Below are 18,328 nucleotides of genomic sequence, written 5' to 3'. Positions count from 1 at the left end.
GCCAAGGATCTCAGGCTATTTCACTCGGCATGTTGCTTCTGCACATGCCGTTTTTGTTTTTTCTTGTTACCATTCCCGCCAACACTCTGTAATCAATACTACTATGTCGACTAATCTTGCAAACTTGCTGGTTGTTCTCGGGCCTACCGCATCAGGAAAAACCCATCTTGGCGTGGAGATCGCCAGACTTTACGGCGGCGAAATACTATCTGCCGATTCTAGGCAAGTGTATCGAGGCTTGGATTTAGGCTCGGGTAAAGATCTGGATGAATACCAGGAGATCCCCTATCACCTAATTGATATCGTTGAACCTGAGGCCGAATACAGCGTATTTCATTTTCAGCGTGATTTCTTCAAAGCCTACCAGCAAATTAAACAACGACAACAGCTCCCCGTTATGGTTGGTGGAACAGGTTTGTACATTGATGCGGTGACCCAAAATTATCAGCTACATGAAGTACCAAGCAATCAGGCCCTACGTAACGAGCTTGCAGAACTCAGCCTAGAGCAACTGCAGCAACGTTTACTCTCAGTAAAGCCCGAGCAACATAATAATACTGATTTACAGGTCCGACCGCGTTTAGTGCGAGCCATTGAAATTGCCGAGTCAGACACAGCGCCCCCGCAAACCTCCCCTCACCCCGAGATAAAGCCACTTTACTTGGGGATCCGTTGGGAGCGAGCAGTACTCCGTCAACGCATCACGCTACGTTTAAAACAGCGGCTTGAACAGGGTTTAGTGGAAGAAGTTGAACGCCTGCACGCTCAAGGTGTGAGCTATGCAAAACTAGAGTTTTATGGCTTAGAGTACCGTTTAGTCGCACAATACCTGCAACAACAGCTGAGCTATAACGATATGTTTCAAAAGCTCAATTCTCAAATCCACCAATTTGCCAAACGCCAGGATACCTGGTTCAGAAAGATGGAGCGTCGCGGTGATGAGATCCATTGGCTATCGCCAGAAAACTCATTATTAACTCAAGCTGAGCAAGTGATAGCACCTCATTTAAGCAGTCTAAACACGGATTAATAGTTGGCCGCATGTGACTATTTTGACGCAAACCATCGGTAATAAAAAAACATCAACCAATGGGCAGCACTTAAACTAGCAAACGCGGCAAAACCAGCCCATAAGCTCAGCCGATACACGGCTATATCTCCTCGGTAGACAATGCAAAGGCATAACATCAGTATCCAACCCAAGTTGGCCAAAATCATGCATTGCTTACAACGCCCTAACTTTTCTACAAACCATGCCCGAGAACAAAACTGGCAATCCACTAGCGCTCCCCCTTAACTTTGGCTAATTCGATTATCCACGGGTCATCAATTTAAGCAAGTAGTCGCTGATGCGGGTATAAGGCGGTCGCATCAAACGAGTCGCTGCAAATGGACCTTGTTTAAAGATTGGCAGCATTTTAGAAAACTGCACAAAACCATCGTAACCATGGTAGTGGCCCATACCACTGCTGCCGACTCCGCCAAATGGCAGCTGATGCTGAGCCACATGTAGTAACACCTCATTAATACACAGGCCACCAGCTTGAATTTGCTGCTGCACTCGTAGCTGCACCCCAAACTGCTTGGTAAATAGATAAAGGGCCAACGGCGGTGCAGTTTGGTTGACATAAGTGATGGCCTGCGACAAATCTTGATATTCGACAATCGGTAATAGTGGACCAAAAATCTCTTGCTGCATCACCAAGGATGACGCAGCTGCGTCAACTAACAAACCCGGCGTAAATTTCCCTGCACATTCACCAGCAATTAACGGGATAAATTCAGCGCCCTGGGCTATTGCCTGCTCGCGCAAGTTCACCTGCCGAGTTAAAAAATCCGCCGAGATCATATTAGAAAGAGCAGGATCTGACATATCGCTGTAGTGTTTGGCGGTATAAGCTAAACAAGCCTGAATAAAAGCTGACCTCGTTCCCTTGGGAAGCAACACGTAATCGGGTGCCACACAAGTTTGCCCAGCATTCAGCAGCTTCCCCATCAGTATTCGCTCAGCCGCCTGAGTTATGGGATAATCCTCAGCCACGATCACTGGTGACTTTCCGCCTAACTCTAAGGTAACAGGGGTTAAGTTTTGCGCGGCGGCCGCCATCACTTTACGCCCTGTTTGGGTGGAACCAGTAAAGATGAGGTGATCAAAGGGCAAGGCTGAAAAACTTGGCCCCAGTGAGCCGTCGTCTGAATAGATCCGCAGCACATCGTCGGGCAAGTACTTTGGCAACAATTGGATCAGCAAATGGCTTAAGGCGGGACTAAGTTCAGACATTTTAATCATCAACTTATTTCCTGCCGCCAGTGCATCGGTAAGGGGCGCGAAGGCCAAATACAGAGGGTAGTTCCAGGGGACAATGACCCCAACCACCCCGAGCGGTTGAGCCTGAACCCGATTACTCGCTCCAAAGTACCAAAGACTCACCTGACGATGTTGTGGCTTAAGCCATTTTTTGAGGTGTTTTAGACTATAACGCAGGCCCTCGATGGCCGGGAAAATTTCAATCAGCCTCGACTCATGCGGACTGCGATAACCAAAATCGTCACTAATCGCAGCGATAATAGCGGCTTGATTATCGAGCAACAGCCGCAGCATTTGGCTAAGATGGTAGCGACGTATCGCTAAACTAGGGTAAGGCTGTTGACGATAAGCCGCTTGCAAATCGCTTAACTCTTGGGACAATTGCAGTTTGCTTGCTTGGTTCATGTGCTATCTCAATCATCTGCCGTGAACAAAGGTTATGTTACCATGAGTAACTTGTAAACTAATTTGACCAAACTCGAAAATTGTTATGCCACACCATATCGTTTACTCAGTGGTTTTAATGGAGGCAAAAAATTAACGCTACGCACTTTAAAGCGCCCTGGTGGGCTCGTAATCGGCATATTCAAACTCTGCTGCCCACTTTGTTATTGCGCAACAAAAAACTCAATTTGGATTGGCAACAGTTAGATCTAGACGATGGTGACTTTATCGATCTCGCTTGGATTGATAGTGCCAAGACTGACAAACCAGAACAAGCAATCGTGCTCGTCTTCCATGGCTTAGAAGGCAGTGTACATTCACCCTATGCCAAGGGGATCTTACAAGCTTGTAAACAGCAAGGCTGGCGAGCAGTGGTGATGCATTTTCGAGGATGTAGTGGTAAACCCAACAAGCTATGGCGCGGTTACCACAGTGGCGAGATTGATGACGCACGAGCTTGTATTGAGCATTTACACGCACTCAATCCCAAAGCCCCTCTATTCGCCTTGGGCTACTCGCTAGGCGGGAATATGTTGGTGAATTATCTAGCGAAAGAACCACGCTCACCGCTAACTGCGGCCGCGGTCATCTCTGCGCCACTGCACTTAGCCGCCTGTTCCCAGCGACTACAACAGGGTTTTTCTCAAATATACCAGCATCACTTACTCAGCCGGATGAAAAAAAACCTCTGTAAAAAGATTAGCCGTATGCCACAAGCCCCACTGCAACAAACGCAAGTCAAGCGCTGGCGTAACTTCGTAGAGTTTGATGAACACTACACCGCCCCAGCCCATCAGTTTGCAGGTGCCGTTGACTATTACCAACGCTGTAGCGGCTTACCCTTACTCAAGCACATTGGCTTACCCACTTTGCTGATCCACGCCGCCGATGATCCTTTTATGGACGCAAGAGTGATCCCGCGAAATGAGCAAATCAGCCCCGCGATTGAATATCGACTAAGCCGCACTGGTGGACATGTAGGATTTGTCGGTGGTAGCCTGTTTCGTCCAACATTCTGGCTAGAGTCTGCTATTCCACAGTGGTTTAGCCAGCACCTCAACACAAAAGAGCATGCTAATTCATGATAATTCCTTGGCAAAACCTAGCGGCCGACACTTTCGAAGCTTTACTCGAAAGTTTCGTATTACGTGAAGGCACCGACTATGGTGAACAAGAGTTGAGTTTAGAAGACAAACGAGAGCAAATTAAACAACAGGTTATTAATGGTTCAGTTTTAATCGTATACTCAGAACTACATGAAACAGTCAACTTGATTGCCAAAGAGCAATTTAATGCCTCAGCCACGGATAGGCTGCAGGATGATGTATAAATCATGTTTATAGTCTCACTTACAGATAGGTCATTATGTCAGCTAAACATCCTATTATCGCTGTCACTGGTTCTTCCGGTGCCGGAACGTCAACCACCAGTGAGGTATTCGCTCACTTATTTAGGCAACATAAACTGAATGCAGCCTTTATTGAGGGCGACAGTTTTCACCGTTACACTCGACCCGAAATGGATGTAGCCATCCGAAAGGCTCGCGAACACGGAAAGCACATCAGCTACTTCGGCCCGGAGGCCAACGACTTCAATTTGTTGTATGAATTTTTCAAACAATATGGAGAAGATGGTACTGGTCAATATCGACGTTATCTGCACACCTTCGACGAAGCCGTGCCATACAATCAAATGCCGGGCACGTTTACCCCTTGGCAGGAACTGCCGGAAGAAACCGAAGTATTATTTTATGAAGGCTTGCACGGCGGCGTGGTCTACGATGAGAAAAATGTCGCGTCAAAAGTTGATTTGCTGATCGGCATGGTGCCGATTGTGAACTTAGAATGGATCCAAAAACTGGTGAGGGATACCACCGAACGAGGCCATTCACGAGAGGCCGTGCAAGATTCAATTGTTCGTTCAATGGATGACTACATCAACTACATCACCCCACAATTTTCGCGTACCCATATCAACTTTCAGCGCGTCCCTACGGTCGATACATCAAACCCTTTTAGCGCTAAGAGTATTCCGTCACTCGATGAAAGCATGTTAGTGATCCGTTTTAGAGGACTCAAAAACGTTAATTTTCCTTATCTGTTACAGATGATTGACGGTGCTTATATGTCGCGGCAAAACACCATCGTGGTTCCAGGAGGAAAGATGGGTTTCGCCATGGAGCTAATTTTATCACCGATGATCCAACAATTGCTGGAAACCGGAAAAGTTCGTTAACTCGCGCTTTCAATCCGATAGCTGTGGCTAATTTCACAGCTGTTACCCAACATTAACGATACCGAGCAGTATTTTTCCATACTCAATTGCACCGCTCGGGCAACGTGCTTATCGCTCAAATTCACCCCACTTACGACAAACTCCAGGTGGATGTTGGTAAATACCTTCGGCGCCGCCTCGGCTCGCTCTGATTCCAAATGAACTTGGCAATCAGTCACTTGCTGCCGAGCCTTAGATAAAATAGAAATGACATCCACAGAACTACATCCACCAGCCGCCATTAAGACATACTCCATCGGGCTCGGAGCAGCTTTCGCAGCGTCGCCATCCATCAATATTTGGTGGCCTGAACTGCTTTCACCAATAAACTGTAGTTCTTTTGACCACTTGACCGACGCTTTCATATTAGATTCTCCTGCTTAATATTTCGTTCACCAGCTTAATCTAGGTCAAGGTTCATGGCTAGTAATTACCTCATACTAAAGGCGTATAAATGCCTTGCAGCAAAGTCCGAAGCCTTTTATGCTAGGGGTGGATGGAAAACAATTAGAATAAATACAATTTACTAAGTATATAGCTGGTAAATAATTATAAAGACAGAGGATTTCTTTAATATGGTAATTGGCAAACCTCAAGCTGATCCGGTGATGGAGTGGTTTCTTTCTCACTGTCACATACATAAGTACCCTTCAAAAAGCACCCTAATTCATGCCGGCGAAAAAGCCGAAACCCTATACTACATAGTCAAGGGCTCAGTCGCGGTTTTAATTAAAGATGAAGAAGGCAAGGAAATGATCTTGTCTTATCTGAATCAAGGTGACTTCATGGGCGAACTAGGCCTTTTCGAAGACACTGAAAACCCGATCCGGACCGCTTGGATCAGGGCTAAAAGCCCTTGTGAGGTTGCCGAAATTTCTTATAAGAAATTCCGTCAACTGATTCAAGTGAATCCTGAGATCCTGATGCGTTTGTCAGGGCAAATGGCAACCCGCCTGCAGATCACCAGCCAAAAAGTGGGTGATTTAGCCTTCTTAGACGTGACTGGTCGAATTGCTCAGACTTTACTAAACCTAGCGAAACAGCCAGATGCGATGACTCATCCAGATGGTATGCAAATTAAGATTACCCGCCAAGAGATCGGCCAAATTGTTGGCTGTTCTCGTGAAACGGTTGGTCGTATTCTTAAGATGCTAGAAGAGCAAGAGCTTATCACCGCCCACGGTAAAACAATTGTGGTTTACGGTACCCGCTAAGCAACTCTCTGTTTACCTATAAAAAAAGCCGCTTATGCGGCTTTTTTATTGTGCCAACTAACGATTAGTACTACTAAATATTTTATCCGCCGAAGCTTCAACAAAGCCGGAATATAACTCACCGTTCGGTAATGGATAACGCAGTGCAAACTCATAGAAGCAACTGGGAATGCGTTGACTAGAATCACTAAATACTACTTCAGATAAATCTGCCATAGTTGAAGATTGCTCTAATAACACTTCCGGCGAACCTTTGATCTCACCACCAAGCTTATTGAGCACATAACCCGCCTCACTCAAACATTGATTCACCTGTTGTAAGCTGTCGAAATGCGGTAGCTGGTTGACTGACACCGTAAAATGATTCGCTCGATAACCATAAGCAGCCAACCAAGCGGCATATTCACTTTCTTCAAGTAGCTGCTGATAATCAGCGTAGCTCAATTGCCATGGACGGCCACAGAAAAAAACTTCTGGCTGTTGATAAAGCGCTAATGGCACCTGCTTAGCCAAACCTTGAACAATCATCTGCGCCTTATCAGACAAGCTCTCAACCTGTAATTCACTAATAAAGACTTTGGGAATACTCGGGTCGGAATGCTCAAAGTGAGCCGCGTCTAAGTGCTTATTCGCAAAATGGTATTCTCCTCCTCGATGATAGCCCATCGCCAATAAGTGTTTCGCAAAAGCTTCCACACCGGTATTCGGTAAATTAAAGCTGCGAATGGCAATATGATCATTGACGATCTGATGACCATCGCCCAACAGCTGATGGATCGCTTCGGCGCTAGGTGTCACCGCCAAATATTGTTGCCATAAACGTTCAAAAAACAAATCTAAGGTCATCATATTCTCCCTAAAAGTGTAAGCCTGGGCTGAGTACCGCTGGCATCACGCTGGCTTCACCTTCCATAGAGGCGACAGGATAAGCACAGTAGTCCGCCGCATACTTAGCACCAGCCCGATGATTTCCAGAAGCGCCCACGCCACCAAAAGGTGCAGCACTCGAAGCGCCGGTAATCGAACGGTTCCAATTGACAATACCGGCGCGGATCCGATGACGGAAGTTTTCCCATTTTAGCGGATCATGGCTCAGCAAGCCTGCCGATAAACCGAATCGAGTATGATTTGCCTGAGCAATCGCGTCATCCCAGTCATGATAACGGAGCACCTGCAATAACGGGCCAAAGTACTCTTCATCGGGCAGCGCAGCAACAGACGTCACATCGATAATACCAGGTGTAACCAAGCCCTTGTTTTGCTCTAGCTGCTGTAGCTCAAGCAAGGACTGCCCACCGAGCTGTTGCAACTGCCGTTGGGCCTCAACCATTCCAGCGGCAGCTTTCGCACTAATCATTGCGCCCATAAAGGGCTGCTGCTCGGCATCATAGAGACCCACTTGAATGGCTTGAGTGACTTCTAATAGACGGGCTAAGATCTGCTCACCTTGTTCACTACGAGGCAAAAACAAACGGCGTGCGCAAGTACAGCGCTGTCCTGCCGAAATAAAGGCGGATTGAACAATATCGTGTACCGCAGCATCAACATCGGCGACTTGGTCAACCACCAAGGGATTATTGCCGCCCATTTCTAAAGCGAGTATTTTATCCGGCTGACTGGCAAACTGCTGATGCAATAAGTGACCCGTGTTAGAACTACCAGTAAAAAATAACCCATCGATATCAGGATGAGCAGCCAGCGCCTTACCTGTAACCACCTCCCCTTGCAGTAAGTTAAGTACCCCATCAGGCAAACCCGCTTGTTGCCATAATTTAACGATACATTCCGAAGTATAAGGCGTGAGTTCTGAAGGTTTCAGCACCACACTATTACCGGCAATTAAAGCGGGAACAATATGGCCATTAGGTAAATGTCCTGGGAAATTATAGGGACCAAATACCGCCACCACACCATGCGGCTTGTGACGTAATACCGCTTTTGCAATCGGTAACTCAGAAGATGACTCGCCAGTTCGCTCGGCATAGGCTTTCTCAGAAATAGCCACCTTGCCGATCATCGCGACAACTTCGGTGCGAGTTTCCCACAAGGGTTTACCGGTCTCTTGGGCAATCACTAAGGCTAGGCGCTCTTTATTTTGCTCCAACAAGGCCGCGAATTGTTTAATCACTGCAATTCTTGATTCTAGCCCAAGCATATACCAGTCAAACTGGCTCGCTCGTGCCGCCTTAACGGCTTGATCGACTTGCGCTGATAACGCAGCATTGCCCTGCCAAACGCAAACATTCTTGGCTGGATCGATAGACTGAAACGAGGCACCTTGACCCGCTAGCCATTGACCATTAATAAACTGATTTAAATGTTCCATCTACAACCTCACATCCTTTATAGCGGCCCCATGGGCGAGCCTATGACTATTCTAAACGTAGCGCACCAATACGAATCAGATCACCCTCTTGTACCTCTAAGGCTGCTGCAGTACTAGCCGATATACCCGCTCGCAATGAGTCGGAATCTAACTGGATCGCCGCCACACAAGCTCTAAAATCAACTAAGCGAGCATTACTTAGTAACATTTCTTCAGCAGAGGCGGCGGGCTCCGCAATACTGATGCTCACCTTGAGGGAATGTTTGACACTTTCGATCAACTTTAATGGGCACTCGACGGTCGGCCCAGCATCAAAAATATCCACATAACCGTGTTTACAAAAACCTTCAGATTCGAGCAGGCGTAAAGCTGGACGAGTTTTTTCATGCACCTCACCAATCACCGCCTGTGCTTCTTTACTCAATAAGTTGACGTATATCGGATATTTCGGCATTAACTCGGCAATAAATTCTTTCTTACCAACCCCGGTTAAGTAGTCCGCCGTCGGGAAATCAACACTAAAGAAATGATCCTGTAACCACTGCCAAAAAGGTGAACGCCCGTGTTCATCAGAGACCCCCCGCATTTCGGCGATCACTGAATCATTAAAACAATGCGAATGTTCAGCCATCAATAAGAAACGACATTTGGATAATAAGCGTCCATTGTTTCCACGACGATGCGACTCTTGCAAAAACAGCGTACATAACTCAGTCACCCCGGTATAATCATTAGTCAGAGTAAGAGTCTCAACCACGTTATAAACATTGAGGCTACGCGAAGCATGAACCACTTTTCCGAGATGGTAAGTATAGAAGGGGTTACTCATCCCCACAGCCGCATCAATAGCGGTGGTCCCAACCACTTCTCCGGTGTCGCTATCTTCAGCAACCATTAAATAATGTTGATTGCCTGGGCTGTCGGCATCTGCGGTAAAAGAACGTATCGAATGGGCGAGCTTTTCTTTTAAAAGAGGCTCATCAACCGGTAAAGAGGTGAAGCCAACCCCTGAAGCCACCGCCATTTGTAATAACGCAGGATAGTCCGTTTCCTTAATAGGGCGGATAACTAACATAGCGAAGTCTCCATTCATCAAATAACAAACCACCGCGACCCTTTAGAGTCACGCCGAATGATAATAAAGCATTGAAGTGGCTTAGTATCACAAGGAGACTAAGCCCATAAGACTAGCCGTTTACCACTTTGGCAATTGCTTGTTCGAAACGCTGCATACCCAGCTCTATATCAAGCTGAGGAATAATTAAAGAAGGGGTAAAACGGATCACGTTCGCCCCTGCCACCAGAACCATAAGCCCTTCCGCCGCCGCAGCCACTAAGAAGTCGCGCGCACGCCCCTGATATTGCTCATTCAGCACCGCACCCAACAGTAACCCCTTACCGCGCACCTCAGAAAAAACCTGATATTTATCATTAATCGCCATTAAAGCTTCTCTGAACCACTGCTCCCGTTGTTTCACACCCGCTAAGACTGATTCACTATTAACAATATCGAAGGCAGTTGCTGCCACAGCGCAAGCCAAGGGGTTTCCACCATAAGTACTGCCATGAGTGCCGACCTTCATTGAGGCGGCAATCTCAGTTGTCGTCAGCATAGCCGCAATAGGAAACCCCCCACCTAAAGCTTTCGCCGAGGTGAGTATATCCGGCGTGATCCCTAGACCCATGTAAGCGTAAAGTTCCCCTGTGCGGCCGACGCCAGTTTGTACTTCATCAAAAATAAGTAATGCTTGGTGTTTATCACACAGCTCGCGAACTTTTCTTGCAAATTCTAGATCGGCGCTAATGATCCCCCCTCTCCTTGGAGAGGTTCCATCATCACTGCACAGGTTTGATCATCAATCAACGCTTCCAGCGCTGCGGTATCATTGTAGGGAATGTGCTCAACACCTGCGGGTTTAGGACCAAAACCGTCGGAATAGCTCGCTTGTCCACCCACCGTCACGGTAAAGAAAGTACGTCCATGGAACCCTTGTTCGAAGGCAATGATTTTTGTTTTCTCTTGGCTTCCATGTTCAATCGCATAGCGACGAGCCAACTTTAGGGCCGCTTCGTTGGCTTCCGCGCCTGAATTACAGAAAAATACTTTCTCGGCAAAGGTACTATTCACCAATTTTTCAGCCAAACGTAAAGCTGGTTCGTTGGTCAGCACATTACTCAGGTGCCATAGTGTTTGGCCCTGTTCTGTCAAGGTTTTCACTAAGGCGGGGTGACAATGCCCCAAACAGTTGACCGCGATTCCACCAGCAAAGTCGACATACTCCCGCCCTTCTTGATCCCATAAACGAGAGCCCTCGCCCTTCACCGGAATAATCGCCGCGGGGGCGTAATTGGGAACCATGACTTGGTCAAAAAGCGCACGAGTTACAGCATGTGACATGTAGCGTTCTCCTTATCAATCTGGCGATTCCTATAACGATAGCCAGAGAAGTTAACAGTTTGTAAATATTCTTGGGATTATGACAAATATCGAGCATGATGTCTGAGCATACTGCAAAAGCACCATACAAAATATAACCATTTTTACGCAAGTTCAGTGCATAGCTCTAAATAAGCGTCCTGCCAAATAAGCCATTTTACTCTAAAACACATAAACTTTCGCATAAATATGCATAAATTATTCATTCGATTTAATTATAAAATTAAACCGTTATTAAACATTAGTGTTCTATATAGTCGAACGAATAAAGTTATCGAATAAGCCTAAACCTTGTTCAGTAAGAATGCTTTCCGGGTGAAACTGCACCGAGTGGATCGGCAAAGAACGATGCTGCAGCCCCATAATTTCATAAGCTTGCCCTTGCTGATCATGGCTCCAAGCCGTGACTTCCAAACAATCTGGCAGGCTATCAGCCTCTACTAATAAAGAGTGATAACGGGTGACCGCCATTGGACTGGCCAAACCCATAAATACTGATTGTTGCTGATGATGGATTGGCCTGACCTTACCATGCATCGGCATGTCCGCTCTGACCACTCTCGCCCCAAAATGCTGAGCGATACACTGATGGCCCAGACACACCCCCAATATAGGCAATTGATCGGCAAATTCAGCGATCACCTGTAAAGATATCCCCGCCTCGTTGGGCGAGCAAGGTCCTGGTGATATAACCAGGTGAGTCGGCGCCATTTGTTCGATCTGCGTAATACTGAGCTGATCGTTACGCACCACCTTAACCTCAACCTTTAACTGCGAAAAATATTGGTAAAGGTTATAAGTAAACGAATCGTAATTATCGATAATGAGTAACATGCAGCCTTATCGTCTCACTCATAATGCAAAGCCATAAAAGAGGACTATCTTATACGATTTTGCTGAAGGTCGGTTGATCTTTCGTTAAGCTAAAAACCCGTGTTCGCTTAAGCAAACGTCTTACAAACACGAAAGCCCAGCATTCACTGGGCTTTCTTCGAACCGCAAGCTGTAAAGGCTATTTTAAGCCGATAAAACCGAGTACCTCATAGACCGAATGTAGTGTTTGGCGAGCTTGCTCACTAGCTCGCGCCGCGCCTTTAGCCATGATTGCTTGCAGGGCTGACTCATCTTCACGCAGCGCATGATAGCGCGCTTGGATAGGTTCCATCATTGCCACCACCGCATCGGCGGTATCCACTTTCAAGTGACCATACATTTTACCAGCATATCCCGCGACCAAGTCATCAATTGACTGACCAGTGGCCACCGACTGTAACGTGAGCAAATTAGACACACCGGGTTTTTCTTCCCGATCGAAATAGATCCGCGCCTGTTCATCAGAGTCGGTCACCGAAGCTTTAATTTTCTTAGCAATTTGTTTGGGTGTATCGCTAAGCAAGATGAAAGCTTTAACATTATCGTCGGACTTAGACATCTTCTTGGTTGGCTCTTGCAGCGACATCACTCGCGCACCAAACTGAGGAATAAATGGTTCGGGTACCGTGAACACTTCGCCGTAAAGATTATTGAAACGATTAGCAATATCACGCGTGAGTTCTAAATGTTGCTTTTGATCTTCCCCTACCGGCACCGCATTTGCCTGATAAAGTAATATATCCGCCGCCATTAAAGCCGGATAAGTATATAAACCCGCATTGGTGTTATTCGCATACTTGGTCGACTTATCTTTGAACTGAGTCATCCGATTCAATTCGCCCATTTGGGTATAACAATTAAGTACCCAAGCGAGTTGAGCATGCTCTGGTACCTGTGATTGGACAAAGATGGTGCTCTTGTCGGGATCTAAACCACAAGCTATGTACATGGCTAAACCATCTAAGACTTGGTTTTTAAATTGCTTAGGTTCTTGACGAACTGTTATCGCATGCAAATCTGCCAGCATGAAATGACAGTTATATTCATTTTGCATGTGGATCCACTGGTTAATCGCCCCAATATAATTACCAATGGTTAACGAACCGGATGGCTGAATGCCACTTAATACAACGGGTTTACTCATGATTTTCCTACTTAAACAATACAAATGGGACTTAAGCCGTGACTGAACCCGACATTAATTCAACCAGGGTCTCGAGGCTATCCGCCACAAAATCGGGGTCACTTAAGGCAATATCTTCACCGTAGTTATAACCATAGGTCAAGCCTAGTGAGCGACATCCTGCAGCTTTTGCTGCTTGAATATCATTTTTTGAATCACCGACCATCAGCAACTGTTCAATACCCAGTTGATACTGACCAACTAAGTGAGTTAAAGGTAAAGGGTCTGGCTTCTTACGCGCTAAGCTATCACCAGATAATACCACATCAAAGTATTGCGCAAGATCAAGCTGTTCTAATAGTGGTTGGGTAAACAAGCTTGGTTTATTCGTCACAATCGCCATTGGAAGGTTCATCTCGGCTAACGCCGCTAAGCTTAAACGAACCCCTGCATATAAGCGACTCGCTACACACAGCTTTTCAGCATAATGTCGGTTAAATAAAGGTTTTGCACTTAAGTAAAGCGCTTCGTCTAGATCTGCCGCAATCTCTGAACAACCAGAGAGTGCTCGCTTAATCAAAACTTCGGCACCATTGCCTACCCAATGGCGGATCGTCGCTTCACTAAACACATCACGACCTAAATCAACTAACATCGCATTAATGGCTAAGGCCAAATCGGGCGCACTATCGACTAATGTGCCATCTAAATCAAAAGCGATGAGCTTAATTTTGTTTAACGTTGTCATATAGGCTCACTACTTATTATTTACTTAAACTGGCTAATTCGGCACGCATTTGCTCAATCACTGCTCGGTAATCTGGTTTGCTAAAAATAGCCGAGCCAGCAACAAACATATCAGCGCCTGCGGCGGCGATTTCGGCAATATTATCCGGCGTGACACCGCCATCCACTTCTAAACGAATCGGATAACCACTGGCATCAATTTTATCGCGAATTTGACGTAATTTATCAAGGCTACCAGGAATGAATTTTTGACCACCAAAACCGGGATTGACTGACATCAACAAGATCATATCCAACTTATCCATCACATAATCCAAGTAGTGTAGTGGCGTCGCGGGATTCAATACTAGGCCCGCTTGACAGCCCTGCTCTTTGATCAGTTGTAAGCTACGATCAATATGCTCTGAAGCTTCGGCATGAAAAGTAATCATGCTTGCCCCCGCTTTCGCAAACTCGGGGATCAGACTATCCACTGGCTTAACCATTAAATGCACGTCGATAGGCGCTTCAATGCCGTAATTACGCAAGGCCTGACATACGGCTGGCCCAAAGGTTAAATTTGGCACATAGTGATTGTCCATCACATCAAAGTGGATCACGTCTGCGCCTGCGGCAAGTACATTTTCCACCTCTTCGCCCAAACGGGCAAAATCAGCAGCTAGAATAGAAGGGGCAATTAAAAAAGGTGTGCTCATTGGAATAACCATTGGGTTTGAAAGTGCGCAATTTTAGCGCAGCTTGAGGCATGATCCAATCACTCTACCAAGATTGTTTTATGCTTGACTTAAACCGCCTCAATATAGGGACTAAATAATGGCCGAAAAGCCTTCAAGTATACTGAAAAGTGTCTTCGCCGCATTATTAGGTGTTCAATCAGACAAACAACGCCAGCAGGATTTTAGTCAGGGTAAAGCTTGGCAATTTATCGGCCTTGGGATCGTGATGGTATTGGCCCTCGTAATGAGTCTGGTATTACTAGTCACCGCGATCACTTAATGATTTGAGATATCCTCTCGACTCACCAACTCGAGTCAATCTAAGCGGATGATTCGAGTTCCCTTCATTGGCTTGAGAACGACCACATCTTGAACTCGTAAATCTCGGGTCAATCTCAAAATCAGTTGGTGATTCGCCTTATATTATTTATCACTAAATCACTTAGGATGAATAATATGGCTTGTAACTGTTGTAACAGAGCATTAAAGAATGGAATGATCTATAAAAAAGATCCTCAAACTACTAGAAACTATAAATCTTGCCCACATTGTTCAGCTGCAAACGGCAGTGAACATGTATTTCATCCCTAGCCATTATCCTTTGGAAAGACACCTGCGAGAAAAACGGCTAAAAATCCAGATGGCGATCAAAGTTATTGTATCGATTGCCGTAAATTGAAGAAAGGTGTACCTTCTCATGTCTCAGAAAATGGGCGCGTATGTAGCAGTTTAGTCTAGAGGTTCAATGCAAATTTATCGAGATGATGCGGTCAGTTGGCTTGCGACACTTGCCGATGCAAGCGTCGATCTTTTAATCACAGATCCACCCTACGAGTCCCTGGAAAAGCACCGAAATATCGGGACAACCACCAGACTAAAAGTAAGTAAATCGTCTAGTAATCAGTGGTTTGAAATTTTCCCGAATGCGCGTTTTGAAACGCTTCTCAAGCAGATATATCGGGTTCTGAAGAACAATTCGCATTTTTACTTATTCTGCGATCAAGAAACAATGTTTGTCGTAAAACCAATTGCAGAAAAAATAGGATTCAAATTTTGGAAACCTATTATTTGGGATAAAGTCACAATCGGCATGGGATACCATTACAGAGCTCGTCACGAGTACATCCTTTTCTTTGAAAAAGGAAAAAAGAAACTCAATAATTTAGGCATACCAGATATTCTTGAATGTAAACGAGTTTATCGCGGATATCCCACAGAAAAGCCAGTGCCATTGCTTGAAACACTAATTTCTCAAAGCAGCACGAAAAATCAGCTGGTCGTCGATCCATTTTTTGGATCTGGTTCGGTCTTAATCGCCGCTAAAAACTTAGGCCGAGAATATCTCGGATGCGATATTTCGGAATCCGCTCACCAACACTTTCGAAATCGAGTTGCAGAAATAAACTAACAAACAAGGCGCTTTAATGCGCCGCCTAGCTTCCCGAATAAAGCGCCATAACCTCTTTAGACTTGCCTCGCACACTTCCCTTACAGCTAATATTACGTTGAACACTCAACAAGCTAAGTGTATCAGCGCCAGCATATAGCTCCTGAGTGAAGTCGGTAAAGTGGTTTGATATAAGTGTAGATACACCACGCTGCTTCGCTTGCAGCGCGCATTCAACTAAACGACGTTGGTCATCATCGGTAAACTTATTTCCAGCATAAGCAGTAAAGTTCGAGGTTCGATTAATTGGCGAGTAAGGCGGATCACAATAAACAACATCATGTTCACCCGCAGCGAGAAATGCCTGTTCAAAATCACCACATACAAATGATGCACGCTGAGCGACCTTAGAGAATTCGATAAACTCTTCTCGAGGAAAGTAAGGCCGCTTATAGCGTCCAAAAGGTACATTAAATCCACCACTTTTATTATAACGACATAGCCCGTTATAACCGTGTCGATTTAAGTAGACGAAGAGTAATGAGCGTTCATATGGATCTGTGGATTGATTAAATTGCTCGCGCAGCTGATAGTAGAAATCGGGATGATTATGGTTACCAATAAAGAAGTTTTCTGCTTCCTTAATAAATCTATCCGGCTGCGTTTTGATGAACCCAAACAGATTAATGAGATCTTGGTTAGTATCCACCAATAGGTATTCATCAAACTCAAAATTAAGAAACACCGAACCGCCACCTACAAATGGCTCAATCAAACGCTTCTTTCCAGTAGATGGAAGATTCACTTTGATTTCATCAACAATGCGCTTCTTGCCACCAGCCCACTTCAACGGAGACTTACGATTAACTGAAGATATATTACGACTCACAGATGACCTTCAGCTAAATATAATAGACACACCAACAAATCAGTCTTCTGCCTTGTTTCGCCAAAATGCTCTACCCACTGAAAAAAGGCTCGAAGATGCGTCATCACGATTCCGTTAATTCGAACTGAACTTGGCTAAATTGCTTGATCAAAGAATCCAGATTCTGCTTTTTCAAATTGAGACGTGCAGCTTGAGCCTGCTCCCGCGTCGTAAAATCACCATAAATGATTTTATAAGGCACATTTGGATTAGCCGACGAATGGTAGACCCATACCTCATGATACCATTTGCGAGAAGAAACAAATTGCTCGGCTTTTTCTCGATTTTTCAACGCCATTAACTGTAAAGTATAATGTTTCGCTGGTTTAGCTTGAAGCAAAGACTTCACATCGGTCAACTGAATTGGAACTTCTTTCGTCACATCGGCTGACTCAATTTTATCGGTCGATATTGTTGATGGTTGTGGCTCAACCAACAAGTTTTCACTATCATTAATGTTGCTCGTCAAGTCAGGCTTAGCTTGGTTTTCGGCTTTTCCCTGATCCGCTAACAACTTACTCACGACATCATCCTCAACCACCACTCGTAATTGCTTGGCTTGACTTTGTGCGGTCAAATCAACTTCTGTCGCAACATCTAACGAAGGTAGTTTAGCGGTATCGACTTGAGTGCTAGAACTGGAATTCGCTTGCGCCGATGCGAATTCTTCGGCCGGAGTAGAGCCATTGGCTAAAGTCGGCTCCTCCATAAGAGCCAAGGCAATACGGCTATCATTTCCCTTATCCTCTTTACCCCAGTCGTTGACCAACTGAACCAGTAAACCAGCGACTGCTGCGCACAATACGACAACAATGGCGATATAAAGTTTTTTTCTATTAGGAGCACTAGCTTCCGACATGGGGATATCTCCAGTAACGATTTGATCGACAAATTGATAAATAAGACGAGGGTTTCCTTTCGCCGATGCTATATGTTGTTCGATTGCTTGTTGATTTTCAAACTCCGCAACATACTCGGCTCGATTAAATAACAATGAAGCCAATTCAAAAGACTCATTGTCGCTCAGTGAGGGAACCTCAAAATACAGAATATCAGCGCTCAACACATCCAACTGAGCACTAAAGCTATTGCTAGCTTCTGCGAATAACAGTAACGATAAGGAATATTGGTATAGCTGATTGTAATGTTGATAAAACTCCAACAACTCTCTTAGTAATTCTGTCGTTAATCGATGGGCATCATCGATCATAATCACTAACGGAGCATTGGTTTCTTGTACATTGCGTTTAAAGCTATCAAATAAAGGATCATCTTGGTTAAACAATGGATCATGTAATAACTGTTGTAGCAGTTCTCGACGCAAGCGAGAGCCATCGTCTTTATCGCTGGCAGTCACTAAGGCATGATTCGCGAACTGAGCACGTTCGAGTATCCCACTGGCGATAAAGGATTTACCCGAGCCCACACTGCCAGTAATACAAATTAGCTTGGCACTAAAACGAATTTGGGTGATCAGTCTATCGCGCAAACGTAATTGGCTTTGCAGTTGCGCAAACTCGGCATCAGGCCGCACTCTCACCATTCAAATAG

The 18,328-nt window shown here is 45.4% G+C and carries 19 protein-coding genes and 1 pseudogene; 7 read left to right on the top strand and 13 right to left on the bottom strand.

Annotated features, from left to right (window positions below):
* The first annotated feature begins 103 nt into the window (after positions 1–103).
* Complete coding sequence (miaA, locus tag ACRRS1_RS02625) at positions 104–1,030, top strand: tRNA (adenosine(37)-N6)-dimethylallyltransferase MiaA (protein WP_432454709.1); 927 nt, start codon at positions 104–106, stop codon at positions 1,028–1,030.
* 17 nt (positions 1,031–1,047) lie between these two features.
* Here the strand turns inward: miaA and ACRRS1_RS02620 are convergent, their stop codons facing one another.
* Both ACRRS1_RS02620 and ACRRS1_RS02615 read right to left on the bottom strand, forming a co-directional pair.
* Positions 1,048–1,218: a hypothetical protein gene (locus tag ACRRS1_RS02620; protein ID WP_432456107.1), complete on the bottom strand. Its 171-nt coding sequence runs from the start codon at positions 1,216–1,218 to the stop codon at positions 1,048–1,050.
* 94 nt (positions 1,219–1,312) lie between these two features.
* Entirely contained in the window at positions 1,313–2,713 is a 1,401-nt protein-coding gene (locus ACRRS1_RS02615; RefSeq protein WP_432454710.1) for a coniferyl aldehyde dehydrogenase, read from the bottom strand.
* 131 nt (positions 2,714–2,844) lie between these two features.
* On the opposite strand from ACRRS1_RS02615, the gene ACRRS1_RS02610 reads away from it, so the two are divergent.
* From ACRRS1_RS02610 to ACRRS1_RS02600, 3 genes are read left to right on the top strand one after another with little or no spacing between them, the layout of a single operon-like run.
* On the top strand, positions 2,845–3,837 hold the full coding sequence (locus ACRRS1_RS02610) for a hydrolase (RefSeq protein ID WP_432468956.1): 993 nt from the start codon (positions 2,845–2,847) through the stop codon (positions 3,835–3,837).
* Positions 3,834–4,082: a YheU family protein gene (locus ACRRS1_RS02605; RefSeq protein ID WP_432454711.1), complete on the top strand. Its 249-nt coding sequence runs from the start codon at positions 3,834–3,836 to the stop codon at positions 4,080–4,082. The genes ACRRS1_RS02610 and ACRRS1_RS02605 overlap by 4 nt, the downstream gene beginning before the upstream one ends.
* 35 nt (positions 4,083–4,117) lie before the next feature.
* Positions 4,118–4,987: a phosphoribulokinase gene (locus ACRRS1_RS02600; protein ID WP_432454712.1), complete on the top strand. Its 870-nt coding sequence runs from the start codon at positions 4,118–4,120 to the stop codon at positions 4,985–4,987.
* Here the strand turns inward: ACRRS1_RS02600 and ACRRS1_RS02595 are convergent.
* A complete protein-coding gene (locus tag ACRRS1_RS02595) occupies positions 4,984–5,391 on the bottom strand; it encodes an OsmC family protein (RefSeq protein WP_432464298.1) in 408 nt (135 codons plus the stop codon). The two genes, ACRRS1_RS02600 and ACRRS1_RS02595, sit on opposite strands and share 4 nt — an antisense overlap.
* 210 nt (positions 5,392–5,601) lie before the next feature.
* Here ACRRS1_RS02595 and crp point away from each other — a divergent pair, with 210 nt between their 5' ends.
* Entirely contained in the window at positions 5,602–6,240 is a 639-nt protein-coding gene (gene crp, locus ACRRS1_RS02590) for a cAMP-activated global transcriptional regulator CRP (protein WP_432454714.1), read from the top strand.
* A 57-nt stretch (positions 6,241–6,297) separates the two neighbouring features.
* Here crp and ACRRS1_RS02585 read toward each other — a convergent pair whose 3' ends face one another.
* From ACRRS1_RS02585 to rpe, 8 genes and pseudogenes are all read right to left on the bottom strand, one after another.
* Positions 6,298–7,086 (bottom strand): DUF1338 domain-containing protein, encoded by a 789-nt coding sequence (locus tag ACRRS1_RS02585; protein WP_432456109.1) that lies wholly within the window; start codon positions 7,084–7,086, stop codon positions 6,298–6,300.
* 10 nt (positions 7,087–7,096) lie between these two features.
* Entirely contained in the window at positions 7,097–8,566 is a 1,470-nt protein-coding gene (astD, locus tag ACRRS1_RS02580) for a succinylglutamate-semialdehyde dehydrogenase (RefSeq protein ID WP_432468476.1), read from the bottom strand.
* 46 nt (positions 8,567–8,612) lie between these two features.
* A complete protein-coding gene (gene astA / locus ACRRS1_RS02575; RefSeq protein ID WP_432460785.1) occupies positions 8,613–9,641 on the bottom strand; it encodes an arginine N-succinyltransferase in 1,029 nt (342 codons plus the stop codon).
* 112 nt (positions 9,642–9,753) lie between these two features.
* Positions 9,754–10,964: pseudogene (locus tag ACRRS1_RS02570) on the bottom strand (aspartate aminotransferase family protein).
* A 288-nt stretch (positions 10,965–11,252) separates the two neighbouring features.
* On the bottom strand, positions 11,253–11,837 hold the full coding sequence (locus tag ACRRS1_RS02565) for an anthranilate synthase component II (protein ID WP_432468478.1): 585 nt from the start codon (positions 11,835–11,837) through the stop codon (positions 11,253–11,255).
* 178 nt (positions 11,838–12,015) lie between these two features.
* Positions 12,016–13,020, bottom strand: a complete 1,005-nt coding sequence (trpS, locus tag ACRRS1_RS02560) for a tryptophan--tRNA ligase (protein WP_432454719.1) — start codon at positions 13,018–13,020, stop codon at positions 12,016–12,018.
* Between the two features lie 31 nt (positions 13,021–13,051).
* On the bottom strand, positions 13,052–13,747 hold the full coding sequence (locus ACRRS1_RS02555) for a phosphoglycolate phosphatase (RefSeq protein ID WP_432454720.1): 696 nt from the start codon (positions 13,745–13,747) through the stop codon (positions 13,052–13,054).
* A gap of 16 nt (positions 13,748–13,763) precedes the next feature.
* On the bottom strand, positions 13,764–14,441 hold the full coding sequence (gene rpe, locus ACRRS1_RS02550) for a ribulose-phosphate 3-epimerase (RefSeq protein WP_432454721.1): 678 nt from the start codon (positions 14,439–14,441) through the stop codon (positions 13,764–13,766).
* A gap of 118 nt (positions 14,442–14,559) precedes the next feature.
* On the opposite strand from rpe, the gene ACRRS1_RS02545 reads away from it, so the two are divergent.
* Together ACRRS1_RS02545 and ACRRS1_RS02540 are read left to right on the top strand one after the other, a co-directional pair.
* Positions 14,560–14,742, top strand: a complete 183-nt coding sequence (locus tag ACRRS1_RS02545; RefSeq protein ID WP_432454722.1) for a DUF2970 domain-containing protein — start codon at positions 14,560–14,562, stop codon at positions 14,740–14,742.
* A 465-nt stretch (positions 14,743–15,207) separates the two neighbouring features.
* Entirely contained in the window at positions 15,208–15,870 is a 663-nt protein-coding gene (locus tag ACRRS1_RS02540) for a DNA-methyltransferase (protein ID WP_432454723.1), read from the top strand.
* A 25-nt stretch (positions 15,871–15,895) separates the two neighbouring features.
* On the opposite strand, the gene ACRRS1_RS02535 is transcribed toward ACRRS1_RS02540, so the two are convergent.
* Both ACRRS1_RS02535 and ACRRS1_RS02530 read right to left on the bottom strand, forming a co-directional pair.
* Positions 15,896–16,738 (bottom strand): Dam family site-specific DNA-(adenine-N6)-methyltransferase, encoded by an 843-nt coding sequence (locus tag ACRRS1_RS02535; RefSeq protein ID WP_432454724.1) that lies wholly within the window; start codon positions 16,736–16,738, stop codon positions 15,896–15,898.
* A gap of 103 nt (positions 16,739–16,841) precedes the next feature.
* Positions 16,842–18,320, bottom strand: a complete 1,479-nt coding sequence (locus ACRRS1_RS02530; protein ID WP_432468480.1) for an AAA family ATPase — start codon at positions 18,318–18,320, stop codon at positions 16,842–16,844.
* Positions 18,321–18,328: the final 8 nt, after the last annotated feature.

The organism is Agarivorans sp. Z349TD_8 (assembly GCF_050870825.2).
Classification (GTDB): domain Bacteria; phylum Pseudomonadota; class Gammaproteobacteria; order Enterobacterales; family Celerinatantimonadaceae; genus Agarivorans.
Note: the sequence above shows the minus strand (reverse complement) of the source record. Positions and strands in the feature narration are given on the sequence as shown.

Coding starts and splice junctions, on each gene's coding strand:
- miaA (WP_432454709.1), top strand. CDS start 104: ATGTCGACTAATCTTGCAAACTTGCTGGTTGTTCTCGGGCCTACCGCA.
- ACRRS1_RS02620 (WP_432456107.1), bottom strand. CDS start 1,218: ATGATTTTGGCCAACTTGGGTTGGATACTGATGTTATGCCTTTGCATT.
- ACRRS1_RS02615 (WP_432454710.1), bottom strand. CDS start 2,713: ATGAACCAAGCAAGCAAACTGCAATTGTCCCAAGAGTTAAGCGATTTG.
- ACRRS1_RS02605 (WP_432454711.1), top strand. CDS start 3,834: ATGATAATTCCTTGGCAAAACCTAGCGGCCGACACTTTCGAAGCTTTA.
- ACRRS1_RS02600 (WP_432454712.1), top strand. CDS start 4,118: ATGTCAGCTAAACATCCTATTATCGCTGTCACTGGTTCTTCCGGTGCC.
- ACRRS1_RS02595 (WP_432464298.1), bottom strand. CDS start 5,391: ATGAAAGCGTCGGTCAAGTGGTCAAAAGAACTACAGTTTATTGGTGAA.
- crp (WP_432454714.1), top strand. CDS start 5,602: ATGGTAATTGGCAAACCTCAAGCTGATCCGGTGATGGAGTGGTTTCTT.
- ACRRS1_RS02585 (WP_432456109.1), bottom strand. CDS start 7,086: ATGACCTTAGATTTGTTTTTTGAACGTTTATGGCAACAATATTTGGCG.
- astD (WP_432468476.1), bottom strand. CDS start 8,566: ATGGAACATTTAAATCAGTTTATTAATGGTCAATGGCTAGCGGGTCAA.
- astA (WP_432460785.1), bottom strand. CDS start 9,641: ATGTTAGTTATCCGCCCTATTAAGGAAACGGACTATCCTGCGTTATTA.
- ACRRS1_RS02565 (WP_432468478.1), bottom strand. CDS start 11,837: ATGTTACTCATTATCGATAATTACGATTCGTTTACTTATAACCTTTAC.
- trpS (WP_432454719.1), bottom strand. CDS start 13,020: ATGAGTAAACCCGTTGTATTAAGTGGCATTCAGCCATCCGGTTCGTTA.
- ACRRS1_RS02555 (WP_432454720.1), bottom strand. CDS start 13,747: ATGACAACGTTAAACAAAATTAAGCTCATCGCTTTTGATTTAGATGGC.
- rpe (WP_432454721.1), bottom strand. CDS start 14,441: ATGAGCACACCTTTTTTAATTGCCCCTTCTATTCTAGCTGCTGATTTT.
- ACRRS1_RS02545 (WP_432454722.1), top strand. CDS start 14,560: ATGGCCGAAAAGCCTTCAAGTATACTGAAAAGTGTCTTCGCCGCATTA.
- ACRRS1_RS02540 (WP_432454723.1), top strand. CDS start 15,208: ATGCAAATTTATCGAGATGATGCGGTCAGTTGGCTTGCGACACTTGCC.
- ACRRS1_RS02530 (WP_432468480.1), bottom strand. CDS start 18,320: ATGGTGAGAGTGCGGCCTGATGCCGAGTTTGCGCAACTGCAAAGCCAA.